Raw genomic sequence first — 15,502 nt, forward strand, 5'->3', positions numbered from 1 at the left:
TCATCCCAAAGTTGACATAGGAGTCACCTTCCGGCGGATACCCAGGCACGCGATTGAACGGAACCCTGACAGGGTGGCTTGTTTTGTCAAACGTCCAGGGGGAAATTGTGAACAAATTCGCTAACCGGATGATCGCCGGGCTTGCCAGTGCGGCACTCGCACTCGGCGGCGCCATAGCGGTGGGGGCACCCGCTGCCACCGCGGCAACCGCGCCGGGCACCATCGTGTACATCAAGAATCACGACGTGTGGATGGCAAAGGGGGATGGGACCGGTCAGGTCCGGGTAACGACCAACGGTTCGATTACTCGTTACGCCTCGCCGTCGATGTCGGACAACGGGGTGATCACTGCGCTGCGTGGTCGCAACATCGTTCGTCTGAAAACGGACGGCACCGTCCTGAGCTCGTGGGATACCGGAACTCTACTGCCGGTCGCCGATGGAGGAATGCAATTTACGCTTCACGCGGATGCCTCGCCCGACGGATCCAAGGTGGCGTACAGCCAGTCCTCTTGGAAGGGCATGGGCTATTCCGTCAACGTCGGCTCCCGATTCTCCGCCTCCGATCGCTATACGAACGGTGGCCCGCAACTGCTCTTCCGTAGTGATCCGAGATGGATCAGCAATACTCGCGTGCTGATCCGGTCGTATAGCACCATCTACCTGCACACGGTGGGACAGGAAAGCGCAGTGGAGTGGTTCAACGATGAGCAGGTGTACCCGGGCAGTGGTGGTCTATTCGACTTTCCCGAGGAGCAGTGGGCGCCAGAACTCTCCGCTGACGGCTCGCGGCTCGTGACGATGCGTGGTCCCACCAATTACCCGCAGATGGTCATCTACACGGTGACGGGGAACGCGCACACGTCGATCCCGGCCGTTCCGACCGAGAAGTGCAGTTTCTATGCGGACGGTGACGGTGCCGATGAGTTCGATCGCCCCACGATCGCACCGAACAGCAAGGCGCTAGCCTGGCAGATGTCCGAAGGCATCTACGTCAAGGACGACCTGAACGACTGCGGAACTGACGATGTGCGGCTGGTGATCCCCGGAGCATCTGAGCCACGCTGGTCCAAGGCGCCTTACAAGGCGCCGACCGCGGCACCCGCGCCGGGCAGCGCACTTAAATCGACCAAGGCGCCCTCGATTTCGGGAACCGCCAAGGTCGGCAAGACGCTCAAGGCAGGCAAGGGCACTTGGCTACCGGCCGCCACTAAGGTCACCTATCAGTGGAAGCGCAACGGGAAGGCGATCAAGGGCGCGACCAAGGCGGCATACAAACTGAAGAAAGCCGACGCCGGCAAGAAGATCACGGTAACGGTGACCGCGAGCCGGTCAGGCTATAAGAAGGCCTCGAAGACCTCGAGCGCCGTGGGCGCCGCGGCCTATGCGACCAAGAAGCCGAAGCTGAAGTCAGCGTCCGCCAAGGTCGGCAAGAAGCTCAAAGTCGGCAAGGGCAAGTGGGCCGGCAAGCCAAAGACGTACTCCTATCAGTGGTACCGCGGCAAGAAGAAGATCAAGGGCGCAACGAAAGCCACCTACAAGGTGACGCGGGCGGACAAGGGCAAAGCGATCCGCGTCAAGGTGATCGCCAAGCGTAAGGGCTTCGTCAACGGCAGCGCCTACACCGCATTCACCAAGAAGGTGCGGTAACCACAACAGCGACGCGGAGAGGGCGTCATGGCAACTCGCAATCCGGGTGTCGCTACGCTCGGGACTATGCGATTTGGCGCCATCACCCGCGTGGTCGTCGCTGTTGTGTGTGGCATCTGGTTCGTCGGCTTCGGCTGGTCTGAACCGCACGCCGCACTGATCGCGACACCGTTAGTCGTCGTGGGCGCAGCGCTGCTACCGGATCATGTCCGGTGGAGCGCTGCGCTCATGGTGTCAGCTGGGTTCATGACCCTCATCGCAGGCATGCAGTGGGGCAACGTAGAACTCGTCCTTCCTATGGCGCTTGCGCTGTTCGCACTGGGACGCCTGGACCGCGAATGGTGGCTCGGAGCGACTGGCGTACTGCTCGGAGCGCTAGCGTCGGCAATGCGCGACGGCCTCACCGTCGGCAAGTTCGCGGTCATCACGACCGTCTACGCCACGCTCTGGATATTCGGGGTCGTTGTCCGGCGGCGGGCGATCGGTGCGCATCGGGCGCGCGTGCAGGCGGCTGAACTCGCACAGCAAGATCCCGACGTCGTAAGCAGGCGACTCGCGGCAGCGGAACGGTCGCAACTCGCGGATAAGGCCATCTTCGCTATCCGCGCGTCCATCGTCGACATGCGAACTGCGGCACATGCCGCGATCGGTGATCTCGGGCCCGCTGACGTTCGCAACGTTCACTCGTCCGGCGTCGAGGCAGTAACCAAGCTTGGTGCGTTCCTGGGTCTGCTGCGCGAACCGGCGCCCGTGCGGTCAGACGAGCCCGTCGAGGATCGGCCGGTGGCTACGCGACGCCCGCGCGGTGATCTGCTGCTGGCACTCGCCGCGGCCGTCGTCTTAGGCGGGATCGTCCTCTTTGCAGCCGACATCGACCTGGGCATCGGTGTCGTGACTCTCTACGCAGGGACGATCGTGGCCGTCGGAATTCGTCGCATTGCGCCGATCGGGTCCTGCCTCGTTGCGATAGCGGCGAGCTGCGCCGCCGCGATCGACCCGCCGACGGTTCCGGACATGCTGTTGCCCGCGGCCGCTGGATACGCCCTCATCTCGTGGACCGTCACGAGCGACGCCATCCGTCGCGCCTGGCCGTACCTCATCGCGCTCATCGCCGCGGCCGTGGCAGTCGCCGTCCACTATGGCGCCCGAGGCGTCGCGTTCATACTGCTCGTCTTCGCCTCGTCCGCGCTGGCGGGCTACGCGTGGCATGAGCGCGATCGCATCCTGCGTGCCGCGAACAACGAATCAGAGGATTTACAAGCCCAAATTCACAACGCCACGGTCGCGGCGGTTCAGGCCGAACGGATCGGGCTGGCCCGAGAACTGCACGATGTCACCAGCCACTCGGTCGGTGCAATGGTGATGCAGGCGAGCGTCGCAACTGCCCTGCATTCGCGCGCACCGCAGGACGCGCGCGCGGCACTCGACACCGTCGTCGCCACGGCGGACAGCGTCCTCAAGGGAATCGACGAGTTGCGGGCGGCCATGGACAGCGCGGAATACGGCCCGCTGTGGTATGCCTATGCCGACGTCGGCGACCTGCGCGCCGTACTCGAACGACTCATCGCCGATATGCGAGTCATGTTCGACATGGAGGTGACCGTGGCCCTGGGCGAACTGCCCGACGATCCTCGATTGGCCTCGACGATCTTCCGCATAGTGCAAGAGAGTTTGGCGAATGCGGCACGCCACGCCCCTGGTGCTGCTGTCGACGTATCGGTTGCGCGAGAGTCTGACGCCTATATGGTTCGAATAAGCGACGAGGGCACCGAGAACAATGGCACGCCCGGGTCAGGGTTCGGACTCGCTGGCCTGCGCGAACGTGTGCAGGGATGTGCGGGGTGGCTCCACACGGGGCAGGACCGTGGTCGCGGATTCACCCTTGAAGCCCGGTTGCCAATAGCCGGAGGTCGAGCACTGGAGTAGCAATGATTCGGATCGTGATCGCCGATGACCAGGACCTCATTCGTGCCGGACTGCAGGCGATCATCGATGCCGAACCGGACTTGAAGGTGCTGGGCCAGGCCCGCAATGGGGCTGAGGCGGCGAAGCTGGCCGCGTCCACCGGCGCCGATGTCGTGCTCATGGACGTGCAGATGCCTGATTCGGACGGCCTGGAAGGAATCACCGCGCTCGCGGAATCAGGCAGTCCCGCCCGCGTGATCGTCCTGACCATGTTCGATCTGGATGACTACGTCTTCCGCGCGCTCAAGGCAGGCGCCAGCGGATTCCTGCTGAAGACCACGCCACCAGAGGAACTGATCGATGCGATTCGTGCCGTGCACGAGGGCCGCCGCATGTTCGCGCCGTCGGTGACCGACCGGCTGGTTAGTTCCTACGTGGCCGGTCACGGCGGCGGGGATGATTCCGGCCAGCGCCTTGCGATCCTCTCGGAGCGCGAACGCCAGGTCTTCGACGCGATCACTAAGGGGATGTCCAATGCCGAGATCGGCGCCGCCCTCTTCCTCAGCGAAGCGACCGTCAAAACGTATGTGACGCGGATTCTCGGTAAATTGCGGCTGCGCGATCGAGTCCAAGCGGTCATCCTCGCGTATGAATGCGGGGCGATGGGCTGACGCCCGCCTGCACCGGGCGCGGGGCGCGGGGCGCGGCACGATGAGCGCGGGGCGCGGGGCGCGGGGCGCGGGGCGCGGGGCGCGGCAGGATGAGCGCGGGGCGCGGGGCGCGGGGCGCGGGGCGCGGCACGGTGGGTGCCGGTCACGGTGCGCGGACCCCGTCGATGCCGCCCGCATTAGGCGGTGCGCCGCCGTAGCGTAGCCGCGCCGAGGACGAGCATCCCGACGGTCTGGCGGCATCTGAGAGCGGTGGGCGGTGCGGGGATCAACGCGCATTCCGGGTACGCGGTCGCCTACGGCATGGGCGCGAGCCTTCCGGCGACGCTCCCCTTCTGACGTGACTCAGCACCCGTGGGGCGCGGCGACGATCCTGTCGGCGTGCCGTGAAGTTTCTGTGTGCGCTCTAGTGCTGGCTCGTGCGCTCCCATAGGCTCATGTGCCATGACGGTTCCTGCCGAGGCGCACCCGCGCAAGGGCACGCGCCTCGGAATTCTCCTTGTTCTCGTCGGTCTCGCTGTGACGTGCGTGCTCGCGGTAGTGACGATCTTAATCTGGCGTTATGCGCACGAGTTCCTACCCTGCGAGGTCCAGGACCGGGCGAACGAACAGATCATCGCCGAGGCGTGGGCGGAGATCTCTCCTACGGCTTTGCATGAGGAGTACGGCATCGGTGCCTGCGATGAAGACCCGATGGTCTACTCGCCGACTGAAATGCCCAGCGGGACGAGGGAGCAACTGGTGCAAGGTTTCGTGGATGCTGGTTGGAAAGTCGTAGAGGGTGCATACAAGTATGACGAAGCTGAGCCAGAAGACATGACGGTCTTGCGGAAGACCGTTCGACAGCGTCCACTGGAGGCGGACATCTTCACTCTCGATGACACGATGTCCGTCGACATCTTTGTAAGAGGATTCGGGTATTGATGCAGCGGATTAATAAGCACGCAAGGCTGCAATGCAAATCGCCTGCAGGGAATTGCACGGATGAGCAAGAAGCGACGAGTTCCCCCTCCGAGCCTTCCGACGCTCAAATGCACCAGCGAAAGCGGCGCAGAAAGCACCGACGGCGTGAGTTCCTGATCCTGGTGCTGGGGCTCTGTGTCTTTGCTTCGCTGCTCGCCGGCGCGTTCTGGTGGCGCTTCGGACACGAGTTCCAACCCTGTGACGTGCAGGATCGGGAGAACGATCGCATCATCGCAACCGCTTGGGCAGAGGTATCCACATTGCCTCTGGAAGACGGCGGTTCCGGCGGTGCCTGCGACAGCGATCCGAAGGAATTCAGCTCCCAGCGGCTACCCGCAACAGAGCGTGACAGCCTGGTCCAGCGTTTCTTGGCGGCCGGCTGGAAGCTGACGGAGGACTCCGAGGCGATGGCGATGGCGCCGAATGCATTCGGGATAACGTCCTGGGAAGGCTTCAGCAAGCGGGTTCGATGGCGACCGCTCAGCGCGAGTCTCACTGAGTTCGATGGCGGGATCAGCGTCACCCTCCGTGTCGAAGGGTCTGCTTTCTAGGTGGCTGTGAGCATCGTCCGGAGCGGATGATGCCGGTGGTCCTTCTATGCGATCCGCCTTAGGCGGTGCGCCGCCGTAGCGTAGCCGCGCCGAGGACGAGCATCCCGACGGTGAATACGGCGACGACCAGCGCGGGCGCAACGATCTGCGGGGAGGGCTCGGAGGCCACGCGTTGCATGGCATCAACCGCGTAGCTGAGCGGTAGCACGTTGGAGACGGCGTGCAGGATGGCGGGCATTTGATAGCGCGGTACCAGGAGTCCGCACAGCAGGAATTGCGGAAGGACGATCGCGGGGAAGAACTGAACAGCCTGGAACTCGGTGCGCGCGAATGCACTGACGAACAACCCCAGCGACATCCCGAGCAGCGCGTCGAGCACGGCGATGAGCACCAGCAGTCCGCCCGGTCCCGCGGGCTTGACGCCGAGCGGGCCGAGCAGCAGCGCGGACGCGATCAGCGCCTGGACGATGGCGAGCGCGCCGAACGCCAGCGCGTATCCGCCGATGAAACCCACCTTGGAGATGGGCAGCGTTAGTAGCCGTTCTAGGGTCCCCGAGCGCCGCTCGCGCAACACCGTGATCGAGGTGACGAGGAACATCACGACCAGCGGGAAGATCGCGAGCAGCGCCGGGCCCAACTCGTCGAAAATCGCCTTGCCGTCATAGACCCACCACAGCAGCGACAGCAGAACGCACGGCAGTACGAAGATCATGGCGAGGGTGCGCGGGTCGTGCCGCAGTTGTTGCAGCACTCGCTTAGCGGTTGGGATCACTCGTCCCCCTCCCGTCCCGTACTGGCGATCTGCAGGAACGCCTCATCGGCACTCGCGGCGCCTGTGCGCTCCAGCAGAGCGTTCGGCGGGCCGTGGAAGACGAGTTCCCCTGCACGTAGCAGCAACAGTTGATCGCAGTGGGTGGCCTCGTCCATCACATGACTCGAGATCAGCAGCGAGCAGCCCGAGCCGGCCAGCTGCCGGAACAACTCCCACAGCGATGCGCGCAGCACGGGGTCGAGGCCCACGGTGGGTTCGTCGAGCACGAGCAGGTCCGGGCTGCCTAGCAACGCACACGCGAGGGACACGCGCGAACGCTGTCCGCCCGAGAGCGTGCCGACCAGCTGCTTTCCGCGATCGGCCAGGCCGACGCGTTCGAGGACGTCGTCCGCCGCTTGCCGGGGTGCACCGCCACGACCCAGGGCGATGCGCGCGAAGTAGTCGGCGTTCTCCCGGACCGTCAGGTCCGAGTACACGCTCGGTGCCTGCGTCACGTAGCCGATACGGCGGCGCAGACCGGGATCGCCTGCGGGCTCGCCCAGCACGGTGACCGTGCCGCTCGCGACCAGTTGGATGCCCATGATGGCGCGCATCAGCGTCGTCTTCCCGCTGCCCGATGGGCCGAGAAGGCCGGTGATCTTGCCCGCGGGCACGCTCAGGGAGATTCCGGGCAGGACGAGCGCTCCGCCGCGCTCCACGCGTAGCGATCTCACCGTGACGGCTGCGGTGGCATCGTCGGCGAACTCGGGGCGGGCGCTGCGGCCTGTGTTCACCCTGCGAACCTACCACCCGGGGCAGTGCGCTGGTCGGGAAGGGGAAGGCCGCGGGCTACCGCGCCGCGATAAGCGTTCCCACCCGCGGGCGCAATCCCACGACCTGGCCGCTTTCCAGGCCGAGTTCGCGTGCCTCGGATCGGGTGAGCGTCACGTTCACCGTGTCATCCGTGCCGGAAAGCGGCTCAACGAACACCCGCACCTCGAACCCGATGCGCAGCAGGCGGGTGATCCGGCCCAGGGTCACGTCGGCGGCGGCCGACTCCGGTGAGGCGTTCACGGACGCGATCTCGATGTCGTGCGGGCGGATCGCTGCTCCGCCTAGGCGCGTGATCGGCCCCAGGAATTCGAGTACGAAGTCATTTGCGGGGCGGTCGTACAGGTCGTCAGGCGTGCCCACCTGCTCGACGCGGCCGTTGTTGATCACCACGATGTTGTCGGCGACCTCGAGGGCCTCCTCCTGATCGTGCGTGACGAACACGGTCGTGACGTGAACCTCGTCGTGGAGGCGGCGCAGCCAGTCGCGCAGTTCCTTGCGAACCTTCGCATCGAGCGCACCGAACGGCTCGTCGAGCAGCAGCACCTTGGGCTCGATCGCGAGCGCGCGGGCGAGCGCCATGCGCTGGCGCTGGCCGCCTGAGAGCTGCGATGGCAGGCGGTCGGCGAACTGGCTCAGGTGCACCAGTTCGAGCATGTCCTTGACCCGCGCCGCTATCTCCTCCTTCGGCTTCTTGCGGATCTCGAGCCCGAACGCGACGTTCTTGGCAACGCTCATGTGCTTGAACGCGGCGTAGTGCTGGAACACGAACCCGACGCCGCGGCGCTGGGCCGGGACATTGGTTGCGTCCGCACCTTCGATCTCGATCCTTCCCGTGTCGGGGCGCTCCAAGCCGGCGATGATGCGCAGAAGCGTCGACTTGCCGCCGCCAGAGGGGCCGAGTAGCGCTGTCAGGCCGCCGCTCGGGATCGACAGATTGATGTCCGCCAGCGCGACGAAGTCGCCGAAGTTCTTGCCCACCTGCGTGATTTCGATGCTCACTTCTGCTCCTCCTTGGGGCGCAGGAACGTCACCACGACGAGTGCGGCGACAGCGATAAGGGTCAGCAGGAACGCGGTCGCGTACGCCGTGCTCTGCTGGAATTCCAGGTACTTATCCTCGACCACGAGCGTGGCCGTCTGGGTGCGCTGAGAGATGTTGCCGGAGACGATCTTGACGGCACCGAACTCCCCGAGCGAGCGGGCGAGCGATAGGACCACGCCGTAGAGCAGCGCCCACTTGATCGACGGGATCGTGATGCGGCGGAACGTCTGCCAGGGGCCGGCCCCGAGTGAGCGGGCGGCGAGCTCCTGGTCGGTGCCGATCTCCTGCAGGATTGGCACGAGCTCGCGGATCACGAGCGGTAGCGACACGAACGCCGTGGCCATGACGATTCCCGGCGTGGAGAAGATGATCGAGATGCCGGCGTTCTCCAGTCCCGGCCCGAACAGCCCATTGCGCGGGCCGTACGCGAGCAGTAGCGCCAGGCCGACGACGACCGGGGAGACGGAGAGCGGCAGATCGAGCAAGGTCGAGAATGCGCGCCGGCCGGGGAACTTGTAGCGGACCAGCAGTAGGGAAGCGACGATGCCGAACACCGTGTTGATCAGGACGGCCCAGAAGGCGACCTGAACGGTCAGGATGAGCGCCTTCGTCACGGCCGGATCCTGGAGCGCCGTCTGCAGCGAGTTGCCGTCGCTGAACGTCTCGACCGCGACGAGCGAGACCGGCCAGATCACCAAGGCGGTCAGGTACACGATCACGAGGATGCGGCGCGCGTACGTGCCGGTTGTCTTGCGCTGCCAGCGGCGGGTTGGCCGGCGCGCGGGTGCAGGGGCGCCGGTTATGGACGATTCCTGCGCCGCTTCGAGGGTGATGCCGCTAGCCACGTCGCGCCACCTTCCGGGAGATGAGGTCGAGGGCGATGATGGCGGCGAGCGCCACGACGAGCAGGATCAGTGCCACCGAGGCGGCGGCTCCGACGTTGTCGTTCTCGATGTAGCTGAAGATGCGGACGGCGGCCACCTCGGAGACGAAGGGGAGGTTGCCGGACAGCAGGACGAGCGAGCCGTACTCCGAGATGCCACGGGCGAACGCGAGCGTTGCCCCAGCCGTGATGGCGGGCACGAGCGACGGCAGGACCACGCGCGTCCACACCTGGAGGCGGCTCGCGCCGAGCGAGCGTGCCGCCTCCTCGACCTCCGGCTCGAGTTCGAGCAACACCGGCTGAACGGTGCGGACCACGAACGGCACCGTCACGAACAGCAGCGCCAGGAACACGGATGCCTCCGTGTTGGCGATATCAATGCCCAGCGGGCTCTTGGGTCCATATGTGCTGAGCAGGACCAGGCCGGCCACGATGGTCGGCAGCGCGAACGGGATGTCGATGACGACCTCCAGCAGGCGCTTGCCGGGGAAATTGTCGCGGACGAGCACCCAGGCGATGAGCGTTCCCGCGACGGCGTTGATAGCCGTCACGTAGAACGCCTGGCGCACGGTGAGCCAGATGGCGGCGGAGGTCTGCGGGTTGGTCAGCGTCGCCACGAAGTTGTCCCAGCCGCCGTCCACTGCCTGCACGATCACGAGTGCAAGCGGAATGAGGACCAGCAGGGAGAACCACATCACCGTGAGTCCCAGGCCGATTCCGGCCGGGCGGGTGAGGTTGTGGCGGGGCACGCGCACGCCCGCTCGCTTGGCCGTCTTCTGGCTCACCGCGCTTAAGCTCAACTCAGGCCCGCCTCACTCTGCAGCTTCGTGATGATGCCGTCGTTCTCGTCGAAGAACTTGGAGTTGACTTCCTTCCACCCGCCGAAGTCGCCGTCGATGGTGAAGAGCGTCGGAACCTCCGGGAACGGGTTCGACGGATCGTTGGCGCCTTCGACGTTGCCGATCTCGACGTCACCGGCGGAGGCCAAGGGGCGGAAGCCCTTGGAGGCATAAATCTTCTGACCTTCGGCGGACAGCGCGAAGTCGAGGTAGGACTGTGCCTTCTCGTTCGCGTCCTTGGTGACTGCGGCCGGGTTTTCGATGAGGAGGGTGTCGGCGGGGACGATGTAGTCGAACTTCTCGCCCTGTTGACGAGCGAGGATGGCCTCGTTCTCGTAGGAAATCAGGACGTCACCCGTGCCGGACTGGAACGCTTGCGTGGCGTCACGGCCCGAGCCGGGGAATGCCGCTACGTTGCCGAGGATCTTGGCGAGGAACTCCTTCGCGTCGTCCTCGGATCCGCCTCCGGCGATGATGTGCTGCCAGGCTCCGAGGATGTTCCAGCGGGCCGCGCCGGACGAGCCGGGGTTGGGTGTCACGATGCTGACCCCGTCCTTTGCGAGATCGTCCCAGCCGGTGATGCCCTTGGGGTTGCCTTCGCGTACGACGAGGACGACGACCGAGTCGGTCACGATTCCCTTGTTTGCGCCGGCGTTCCAGGATTCATCGACCAGCCCTGCCTCCACGAGGCGCGTGACGTCGGGGGTGACGGAGAAGTGGACCACATCGGCCTTGAGACCACCGGCGACGGCGCGGCTCTGGTCTCCCGACGCGCCGTAGGACTCAGTCCACGTCACGCCCTTTCCGTCATCGGTCTTGCCCCACTCCGCTTGGACGGCGTTGTTTCCGGCCTTGGGGACGGCGAATCCGACGAGGGAGAGTTCGGTGCTTTCTGCGCCACCTCCCGACCCGCAAGCCGTCAGGCTCAAGGTGGCGGCGATGGCCGCTACTGCGGCGGTGATCCGGCGTGCACGGGCGAGCTTCATGGGTACCTCTTGATCTTTGCTGGTGCGAAACAAATGCGTTGATAGCCGATCAAGGCGACTACACCGCTAAACCCTACTGGCGTACACGAGAATAACACCATGTGCGGATGGGGCATCTCGAAACGTGGACTGGCGTCTCAAAATGACGCGTGTTTCGCGCCGCTCAGGTCCGCCAATGGTGCGGCCCCCGGCGCGCACTCACGCTTCGCCACCTTCGCCGCGCCCACCCGTGAGCAACTCGTTACACAGTCGGGGGATATTCGAGGTCGAAGCTGCTCTCGCCGCCACCGTGTTTGCGATGCCGATGAAGTCACGACGTGCGCGCGGTTCGAGGCAGACAAATCTAAGTGCGAGGCAGTAGGAAGCCCCGCCGCTGCATATCCGGGCCTCTGCCGATATCCCGGCCACTACTCAACGTGGCCGGACGCATAGTCCTACTACGATCCTGCGATGGCGAAGGTGAGGACCGCGATAAGCGGGGGCAGGAATGCGAGCGCCACGCCAATGCGGTCTAAGTTCCGGCTGAAGCGGAACATCTGTATGAGGGAAACGATCGCTCCTGCGAATCCAACGGCACCGCCGAACAGCGCGACGTTCAAGGCAGTCTGCACCTCGTCTACGGACCGATCGCCGCCAAAGATGAGGAGCGCCCAGAACGCGGGATACGCGATGAGCGTCAAGGTGATGCCGATCCAGGACAGTGCCCGATCTGACTTGCCCGGCTGCTTGCGAGGCTTGCTCGCGCTCGGGAGCGGCGACGCGTCCGGCGTGACGTCGCGATCTGGCGCCGATGGGCCCCGCCCGGTGGATGCGGTCATGGGGTTCTCCTTGAATATTGGGACGTTGAGAACTGTAGCCCGAGAGTCGCCGTCGCGCCCGGCGGTGGGGCGACTCCCGCATGTCCGCATGCTGGATGTTGTTGTGTCCATGATGAGAACTTTCCATTAGAGTATGAGGCGACCATCCAGAGCGGCTGAGAGACCTGGCTCGTTGATGCCGCAGCAACCCCCCGGTGCACAGCGCCGGCACGGTGCTACCGCCAGGAGCGATGGAATGCCGTCAGGAGGCTCGCCATGACCGATAAGGACCACGACTGTTGGGACCCCACCCAACTTCGTCCCACAATCTCGTTTGAGGTCATGCCCCCGCGGCGACCCGACATTGCCCCCAACTTCTGGTCCAACGTCGACCGCCTGATCGGCGCCCGCCCCGACTTCCTATCCGTGACGTACGGCGCCGCAGGCACCGACCGGCAGACCGCCCGGCAGGTTGTCTCCCGACTCATCGGATCCGCGCCCCTGCTGCCCATCGCCCACCTCACCTGCGTTGGCCACTCGCGTGCCGATGTCGTCGAGGTCGTGGACGAGTTCCTCAGTGCTGGCGTCCGCTCATTCCTCGCCCTGCGCGGCGACCCGCCCGCCGGCCAGCCCGACTGGCAGCCCACGCCGGGCGGGGTGAACTCGTCGGTGGAGCTGATCGCCCTGCTGCGCGACCGCGAACGGGTGCGCTGCGCGGCCCACCCAGGCAACGCGCTGCGCGGCGCCGCGCAGCCCCTGACGATCGCCGTCGCGACCTTTCCCGGCGGTAACCCGTCGGCCGGTACCTCCAGCGACCAGGAAATCGAGCGGCTGCTCGTCAAGCAGGCGGCCGGGGCGAACTTCGCCATCACCCAGTTGTTCTACCGGCCCGAGACGTACGCCGACTTCGTCGACCGTGCCCGCGCCGCAGGCGTTCACTTGCCGATCCTTGCCGGAATCATTCCGTCGACCGATCCCGCACGGCTCCACCGTGTGGCCGAGCTCACCGGCCTGCAACCCCCGCCGGAACTGCTGAAAACGCTGGCGGAGGCCTCGTCCGACGAGGCGCGCCACGAGGCCGGCGTCCGCGCCACGACAGACCTGGCGCGCGCCGTCCTCGACGCCGGCGCACCCGGCCTGCACATCTACACCTTCAACAAGGCCACCCCCGCGCTCGACGTTCTCAGCGGGCTCGGGCTGACCACCGACACCACGACAACCTCAACGCCCACCGAACCCGTGACCGCCCCCGCGGTCGTGAAAGGCTGAATCGCATGACCACCCCCGCATTTCCCGTCGCCACGATCGTTGGCTACCCGCGCATCGGGCGCCGGCGCGAGCTGAAGAAGGCCGTCGAGGCGTACTGGGCCGGCAAGTCCACGCTTGCCGAGCTGGAGGAGACCGCCTCCGGCCTGCGCCAGGCCACGCGCGAACGGCTCGCCGAGCTGGGCCTCGGGCGCACCGACGCCTCCATCCCGGAGACCTTCTCGTTCTACGACCAGGTTCTCGACGTCACCGCAGCCGTCGGTGCCGTGCCGCCGCGCTTCGCCGGATTCGAGGGCCTTGACCTTTACTTCACGCTCGCGCGCGGCATCGGCGACATCGCGCCGCTCGAGATGACCAAGTGGTTCGACACGAACTACCACTACCTGGTGCCCGAGATCGGTCCCGACACTGCCTTCTCGCTGTCGTCCCGCCGCATTATTGACCAGTTCACGCAGGCCCGGGCCGGCGGATTCGTGACGCGTCCGGCCATCGTCGGCCCCGTCACCTACCTGCTGCTGTCCAAGGCCGCCGACGGCGCGCCCGAGGGCTTCGACCCGCTGGACCGCCTCGAGGACATCCTCCCCGTCTACGCCGAACTGCTGGCCGAACTGGCCGCCGCGGGCGCCCCGTGGGTCCAGCTCGACGAGCCGGGCCTGGTGACCGACAACATCAGCGTCGAGCCGGGCGTCGTGTCCGCCGCCGTCACGCGGGCCTACGAGGTGCTGGCCGGTGGCCAGCGCCCTGCCATCTTCGTCACCTCCCCGTTCGGCGACCTGCGAGAGAACTTCCCGGTCCTCGCCGCGACCGGCGTCGAGGCCATCCACGTTGACCTCGTCCACGGCGGCGTTCCTGCGGCGGCCCCCGGCCTTGCGACCAAGACCCTGGTGGGCGGCGTCATCGACGGCCACAACATCTGGGCCGCCGACCTGGGCGCCAAGTTCGAGCAGCTCGAGGCGCTCACCGAACTCGGCGCGAGCGCCGTCTCGGCTGCCACAGCCACGTCCCTTCAGCACGTGCCGCACGACACTGCGGACGAGAAGTGGGAAGACGCCGAACTCGACGCCAACCTGCACGCCTGGCTCGCCTTCGCCGACCAGAAGGTCGTCGAGGTCGTCACGCTGTCGCGCGGACTGACGTCGGGGCGCGGGGCGATCGAGGACGAGATCACCGCCTCCCAGCAGGCGCTGGCTTCGCGCGCGGCCGCCGCTGGCGTTCGTGTCGACGCGATTCGTGCCCGCACCGCCGCGCTGACCGAAGCCGACTTCAGCCGTGGCGACTATGACGAGCGTGCCGCAGCGCAGGCCGCGAAGCTCGGCCTGCCCGAGCTGCCGACCACGACCATCGGTTCGTTCCCGCAGACCGTCGAGATCCGCCGGGCTCGCGCCGCGCACGCCCGCGGCGAGCTCGCGACCGAGGCGTACGAGGCCGAGATGCGCGCCGAGATCAAGCGCGTCATCGAACTGCAGGAGTCGATCGGGCTGGACGTGCTGGTGCACGGCGAAGCCGAGCGCAACGACATGGTGCAGTACTTCGCCGAGCTGCTGGACGGCTTCGCGGTGACGACGAACGGCTGGGTCCAGTCGTACGGCTCGCGCTGCACCCGCCCGTCGATCCTGTGGGGCGACGTCTCGCGGCCCGAGCCGATGACCGTCCGCTGGGCCACGTATGCGCAGTCCCTGACCCCGAAGCCGGTCAAGGGCATGCTCACCGGTCCCGTGACGATCATGGCCTGGTCCTTCGTGCGCGATGACATCCCCCTGGGTGAGACCGCGAACCAGCTCGGTCTGGCCCTGCGCGACGAGGTGAACGACCTCGAAGCCGCCGGCATCGGGATCATCCAGGTGGATGAGCCCGCCCTGCGCGAGCTGCTGCCCCTGCGCCGCGAGGACCAGCCGGCCTACCTCGACTGGTCGGTCGGATCGTTCCGCCTCTCGACCGCCGGGGTTCGCCCGGAGACGCAGATCCACACGCACCTGTGCTACTCGGAGTTCGGCGAGGTCATCGGCGCAATCGACGGCCTTGACGCCGACGTGACCTCCATCGAGGCCGCCCGCTCTCGCATGGAGATCGTGCCCGAGCTGGCCGCCGCCGGGTATGCCCGCGGCGTTGGGCCCGGCGTGTACGACATCCACTCCCCGCGCGTGCCGTCCGTGGACGAGGTCTCCGAGCTCGTCGCCCTTGCGGCGCAGGGCGTGCCTGGGAACCTGCTGTGGATCAACCCCGACTGTGGGCTCAAGACCCGTGGCTACGCCGAGACGGTTCCGTCGCTGGAGAACCTGGTGGCCGCCACGCGCGCGGTGCGCAACCGCGAGGTAGCGAACGTCTGACGCTCTTCAACCGGCAACGGCCGGGGTGCACTCGCGGTGCGC

Annotated in this window: 14 protein-coding genes and 1 riboswitch; of the genes, 7 read left to right on the plus strand and 7 right to left on the minus strand. The window is 66.3% G+C overall.

The genetic code is table 11. The features are described 5' to 3' along the window. The first annotated feature begins 107 nt into the window (after positions 1 to 107). The 5 genes from FB461_RS11390 to FB461_RS11415 all read left to right on the plus strand — a co-directional run bounded on the left by FB461_RS11390 (position 108) and on the right by FB461_RS11415 (position 5,736). Positions 108 to 1,649, plus strand: coding sequence for a hypothetical protein (locus FB461_RS11390; RefSeq protein ID WP_142122212.1), 1,542 nt, complete (start codon positions 108 to 110; stop codon positions 1,647 to 1,649). A gap of 66 nt (positions 1,650 to 1,715) precedes the next feature. Next, entirely contained in the window at positions 1,716 to 3,575 is a 1,860-nt protein-coding gene (locus FB461_RS11395; protein ID WP_170222748.1) for a sensor histidine kinase, read from the plus strand. A 2-nt stretch (positions 3,576 to 3,577) separates the two neighbouring features. Beyond that, positions 3,578 to 4,225 carry a response regulator gene (locus FB461_RS11400; protein ID WP_142122217.1) on the plus strand — a complete coding sequence of 216 codons (648 nt, stop codon included), beginning with the start codon at positions 3,578 to 3,580 and terminating at the stop codon, positions 4,223 to 4,225. A 441-nt stretch (positions 4,226 to 4,666) separates the two neighbouring features. Continuing rightward, on the plus strand, positions 4,667 to 5,146 hold the full coding sequence (locus FB461_RS11410; RefSeq protein WP_142122221.1) for a hypothetical protein: 480 nt from the start codon (positions 4,667 to 4,669) through the stop codon (positions 5,144 to 5,146). A 107-nt stretch (positions 5,147 to 5,253) separates the two neighbouring features. Then, the gene (locus tag FB461_RS11415) at positions 5,254 to 5,736 is read left to right on the plus strand and encodes a hypothetical protein (RefSeq protein ID WP_142122223.1); all 483 of its coding nucleotides are present in this window, start codon (positions 5,254 to 5,256) and stop codon (positions 5,734 to 5,736) included. A gap of 58 nt (positions 5,737 to 5,794) precedes the next feature. Here FB461_RS11415 and FB461_RS11420 read toward each other — a convergent pair whose 3' ends face one another. The 7 genes from FB461_RS11420 to FB461_RS11450 form a co-directional block, all read right to left on the minus strand. Then, positions 5,795 to 6,508: an ABC transporter permease gene (locus FB461_RS11420; RefSeq protein WP_211349917.1), complete on the minus strand. Its 714-nt coding sequence runs from the start codon at positions 6,506 to 6,508 to the stop codon at positions 5,795 to 5,797. Then, a complete protein-coding gene (locus FB461_RS11425; RefSeq protein WP_142122225.1) occupies positions 6,505 to 7,281 on the minus strand; it encodes an ABC transporter ATP-binding protein in 777 nt (258 codons plus the stop codon). The genes FB461_RS11420 and FB461_RS11425 overlap by 4 nt, the downstream gene beginning before the upstream one ends. A gap of 55 nt (positions 7,282 to 7,336) precedes the next feature. Continuing rightward, positions 7,337 to 8,320, minus strand: coding sequence for a sulfate/molybdate ABC transporter ATP-binding protein (locus FB461_RS11430; RefSeq protein WP_142122227.1), 984 nt, complete (start codon positions 8,318 to 8,320; stop codon positions 7,337 to 7,339). Next, positions 8,317 to 9,207, minus strand: coding sequence for a sulfate ABC transporter permease (locus FB461_RS11435; RefSeq protein ID WP_246046233.1), 891 nt, complete (start codon positions 9,205 to 9,207; stop codon positions 8,317 to 8,319). Before FB461_RS11435 ends, FB461_RS11430 begins: the two co-directional genes overlap by 4 nt. After that, a complete protein-coding gene (cysT, locus tag FB461_RS11440) occupies positions 9,200 to 10,030 on the minus strand; it encodes a sulfate ABC transporter permease subunit CysT (protein ID WP_246046234.1) in 831 nt (276 codons plus the stop codon). Before cysT ends, FB461_RS11435 begins: the two co-directional genes overlap by 8 nt. An 11-nt stretch (positions 10,031 to 10,041) precedes the next feature. Beyond that, entirely contained in the window at positions 10,042 to 11,070 is a 1,029-nt protein-coding gene (locus FB461_RS11445) for a sulfate ABC transporter substrate-binding protein (protein WP_142122229.1), read from the minus strand. Positions 11,071 to 11,507: 437 nt separating this feature from the next. Then, on the minus strand, positions 11,508 to 11,888 hold the full coding sequence (locus tag FB461_RS11450; RefSeq protein ID WP_142122231.1) for a hypothetical protein: 381 nt from the start codon (positions 11,886 to 11,888) through the stop codon (positions 11,508 to 11,510). A gap of 139 nt (positions 11,889 to 12,027) precedes the next feature. Then, positions 12,028 to 12,125: riboswitch (SAM riboswitch) on the plus strand. An 18-nt stretch (positions 12,126 to 12,143) separates the two neighbouring features. Between FB461_RS11450 and FB461_RS11455 the strand changes: the two genes are divergently transcribed. Both FB461_RS11455 and metE read left to right on the plus strand, forming a co-directional pair. Then, a complete protein-coding gene (locus FB461_RS11455; RefSeq protein ID WP_142122233.1) occupies positions 12,144 to 13,136 on the plus strand; it encodes a methylenetetrahydrofolate reductase in 993 nt (330 codons plus the stop codon). 5 nt (positions 13,137 to 13,141) lie between these two features. Further along, positions 13,142 to 15,460, plus strand: coding sequence for a 5-methyltetrahydropteroyltriglutamate--homocysteine S-methyltransferase (gene metE, locus FB461_RS11460; protein ID WP_142122234.1), 2,319 nt, complete (start codon positions 13,142 to 13,144; stop codon positions 15,458 to 15,460). The last annotated feature ends 42 nt before the right edge of the window (positions 15,461 to 15,502 follow it).

Source organism: Rarobacter faecitabidus (assembly GCF_006716265.1).
In the GTDB taxonomy this organism is placed as follows: Bacteria; Actinomycetota; Actinomycetes; order Actinomycetales; family Cellulomonadaceae; genus Rarobacter; species Rarobacter faecitabidus.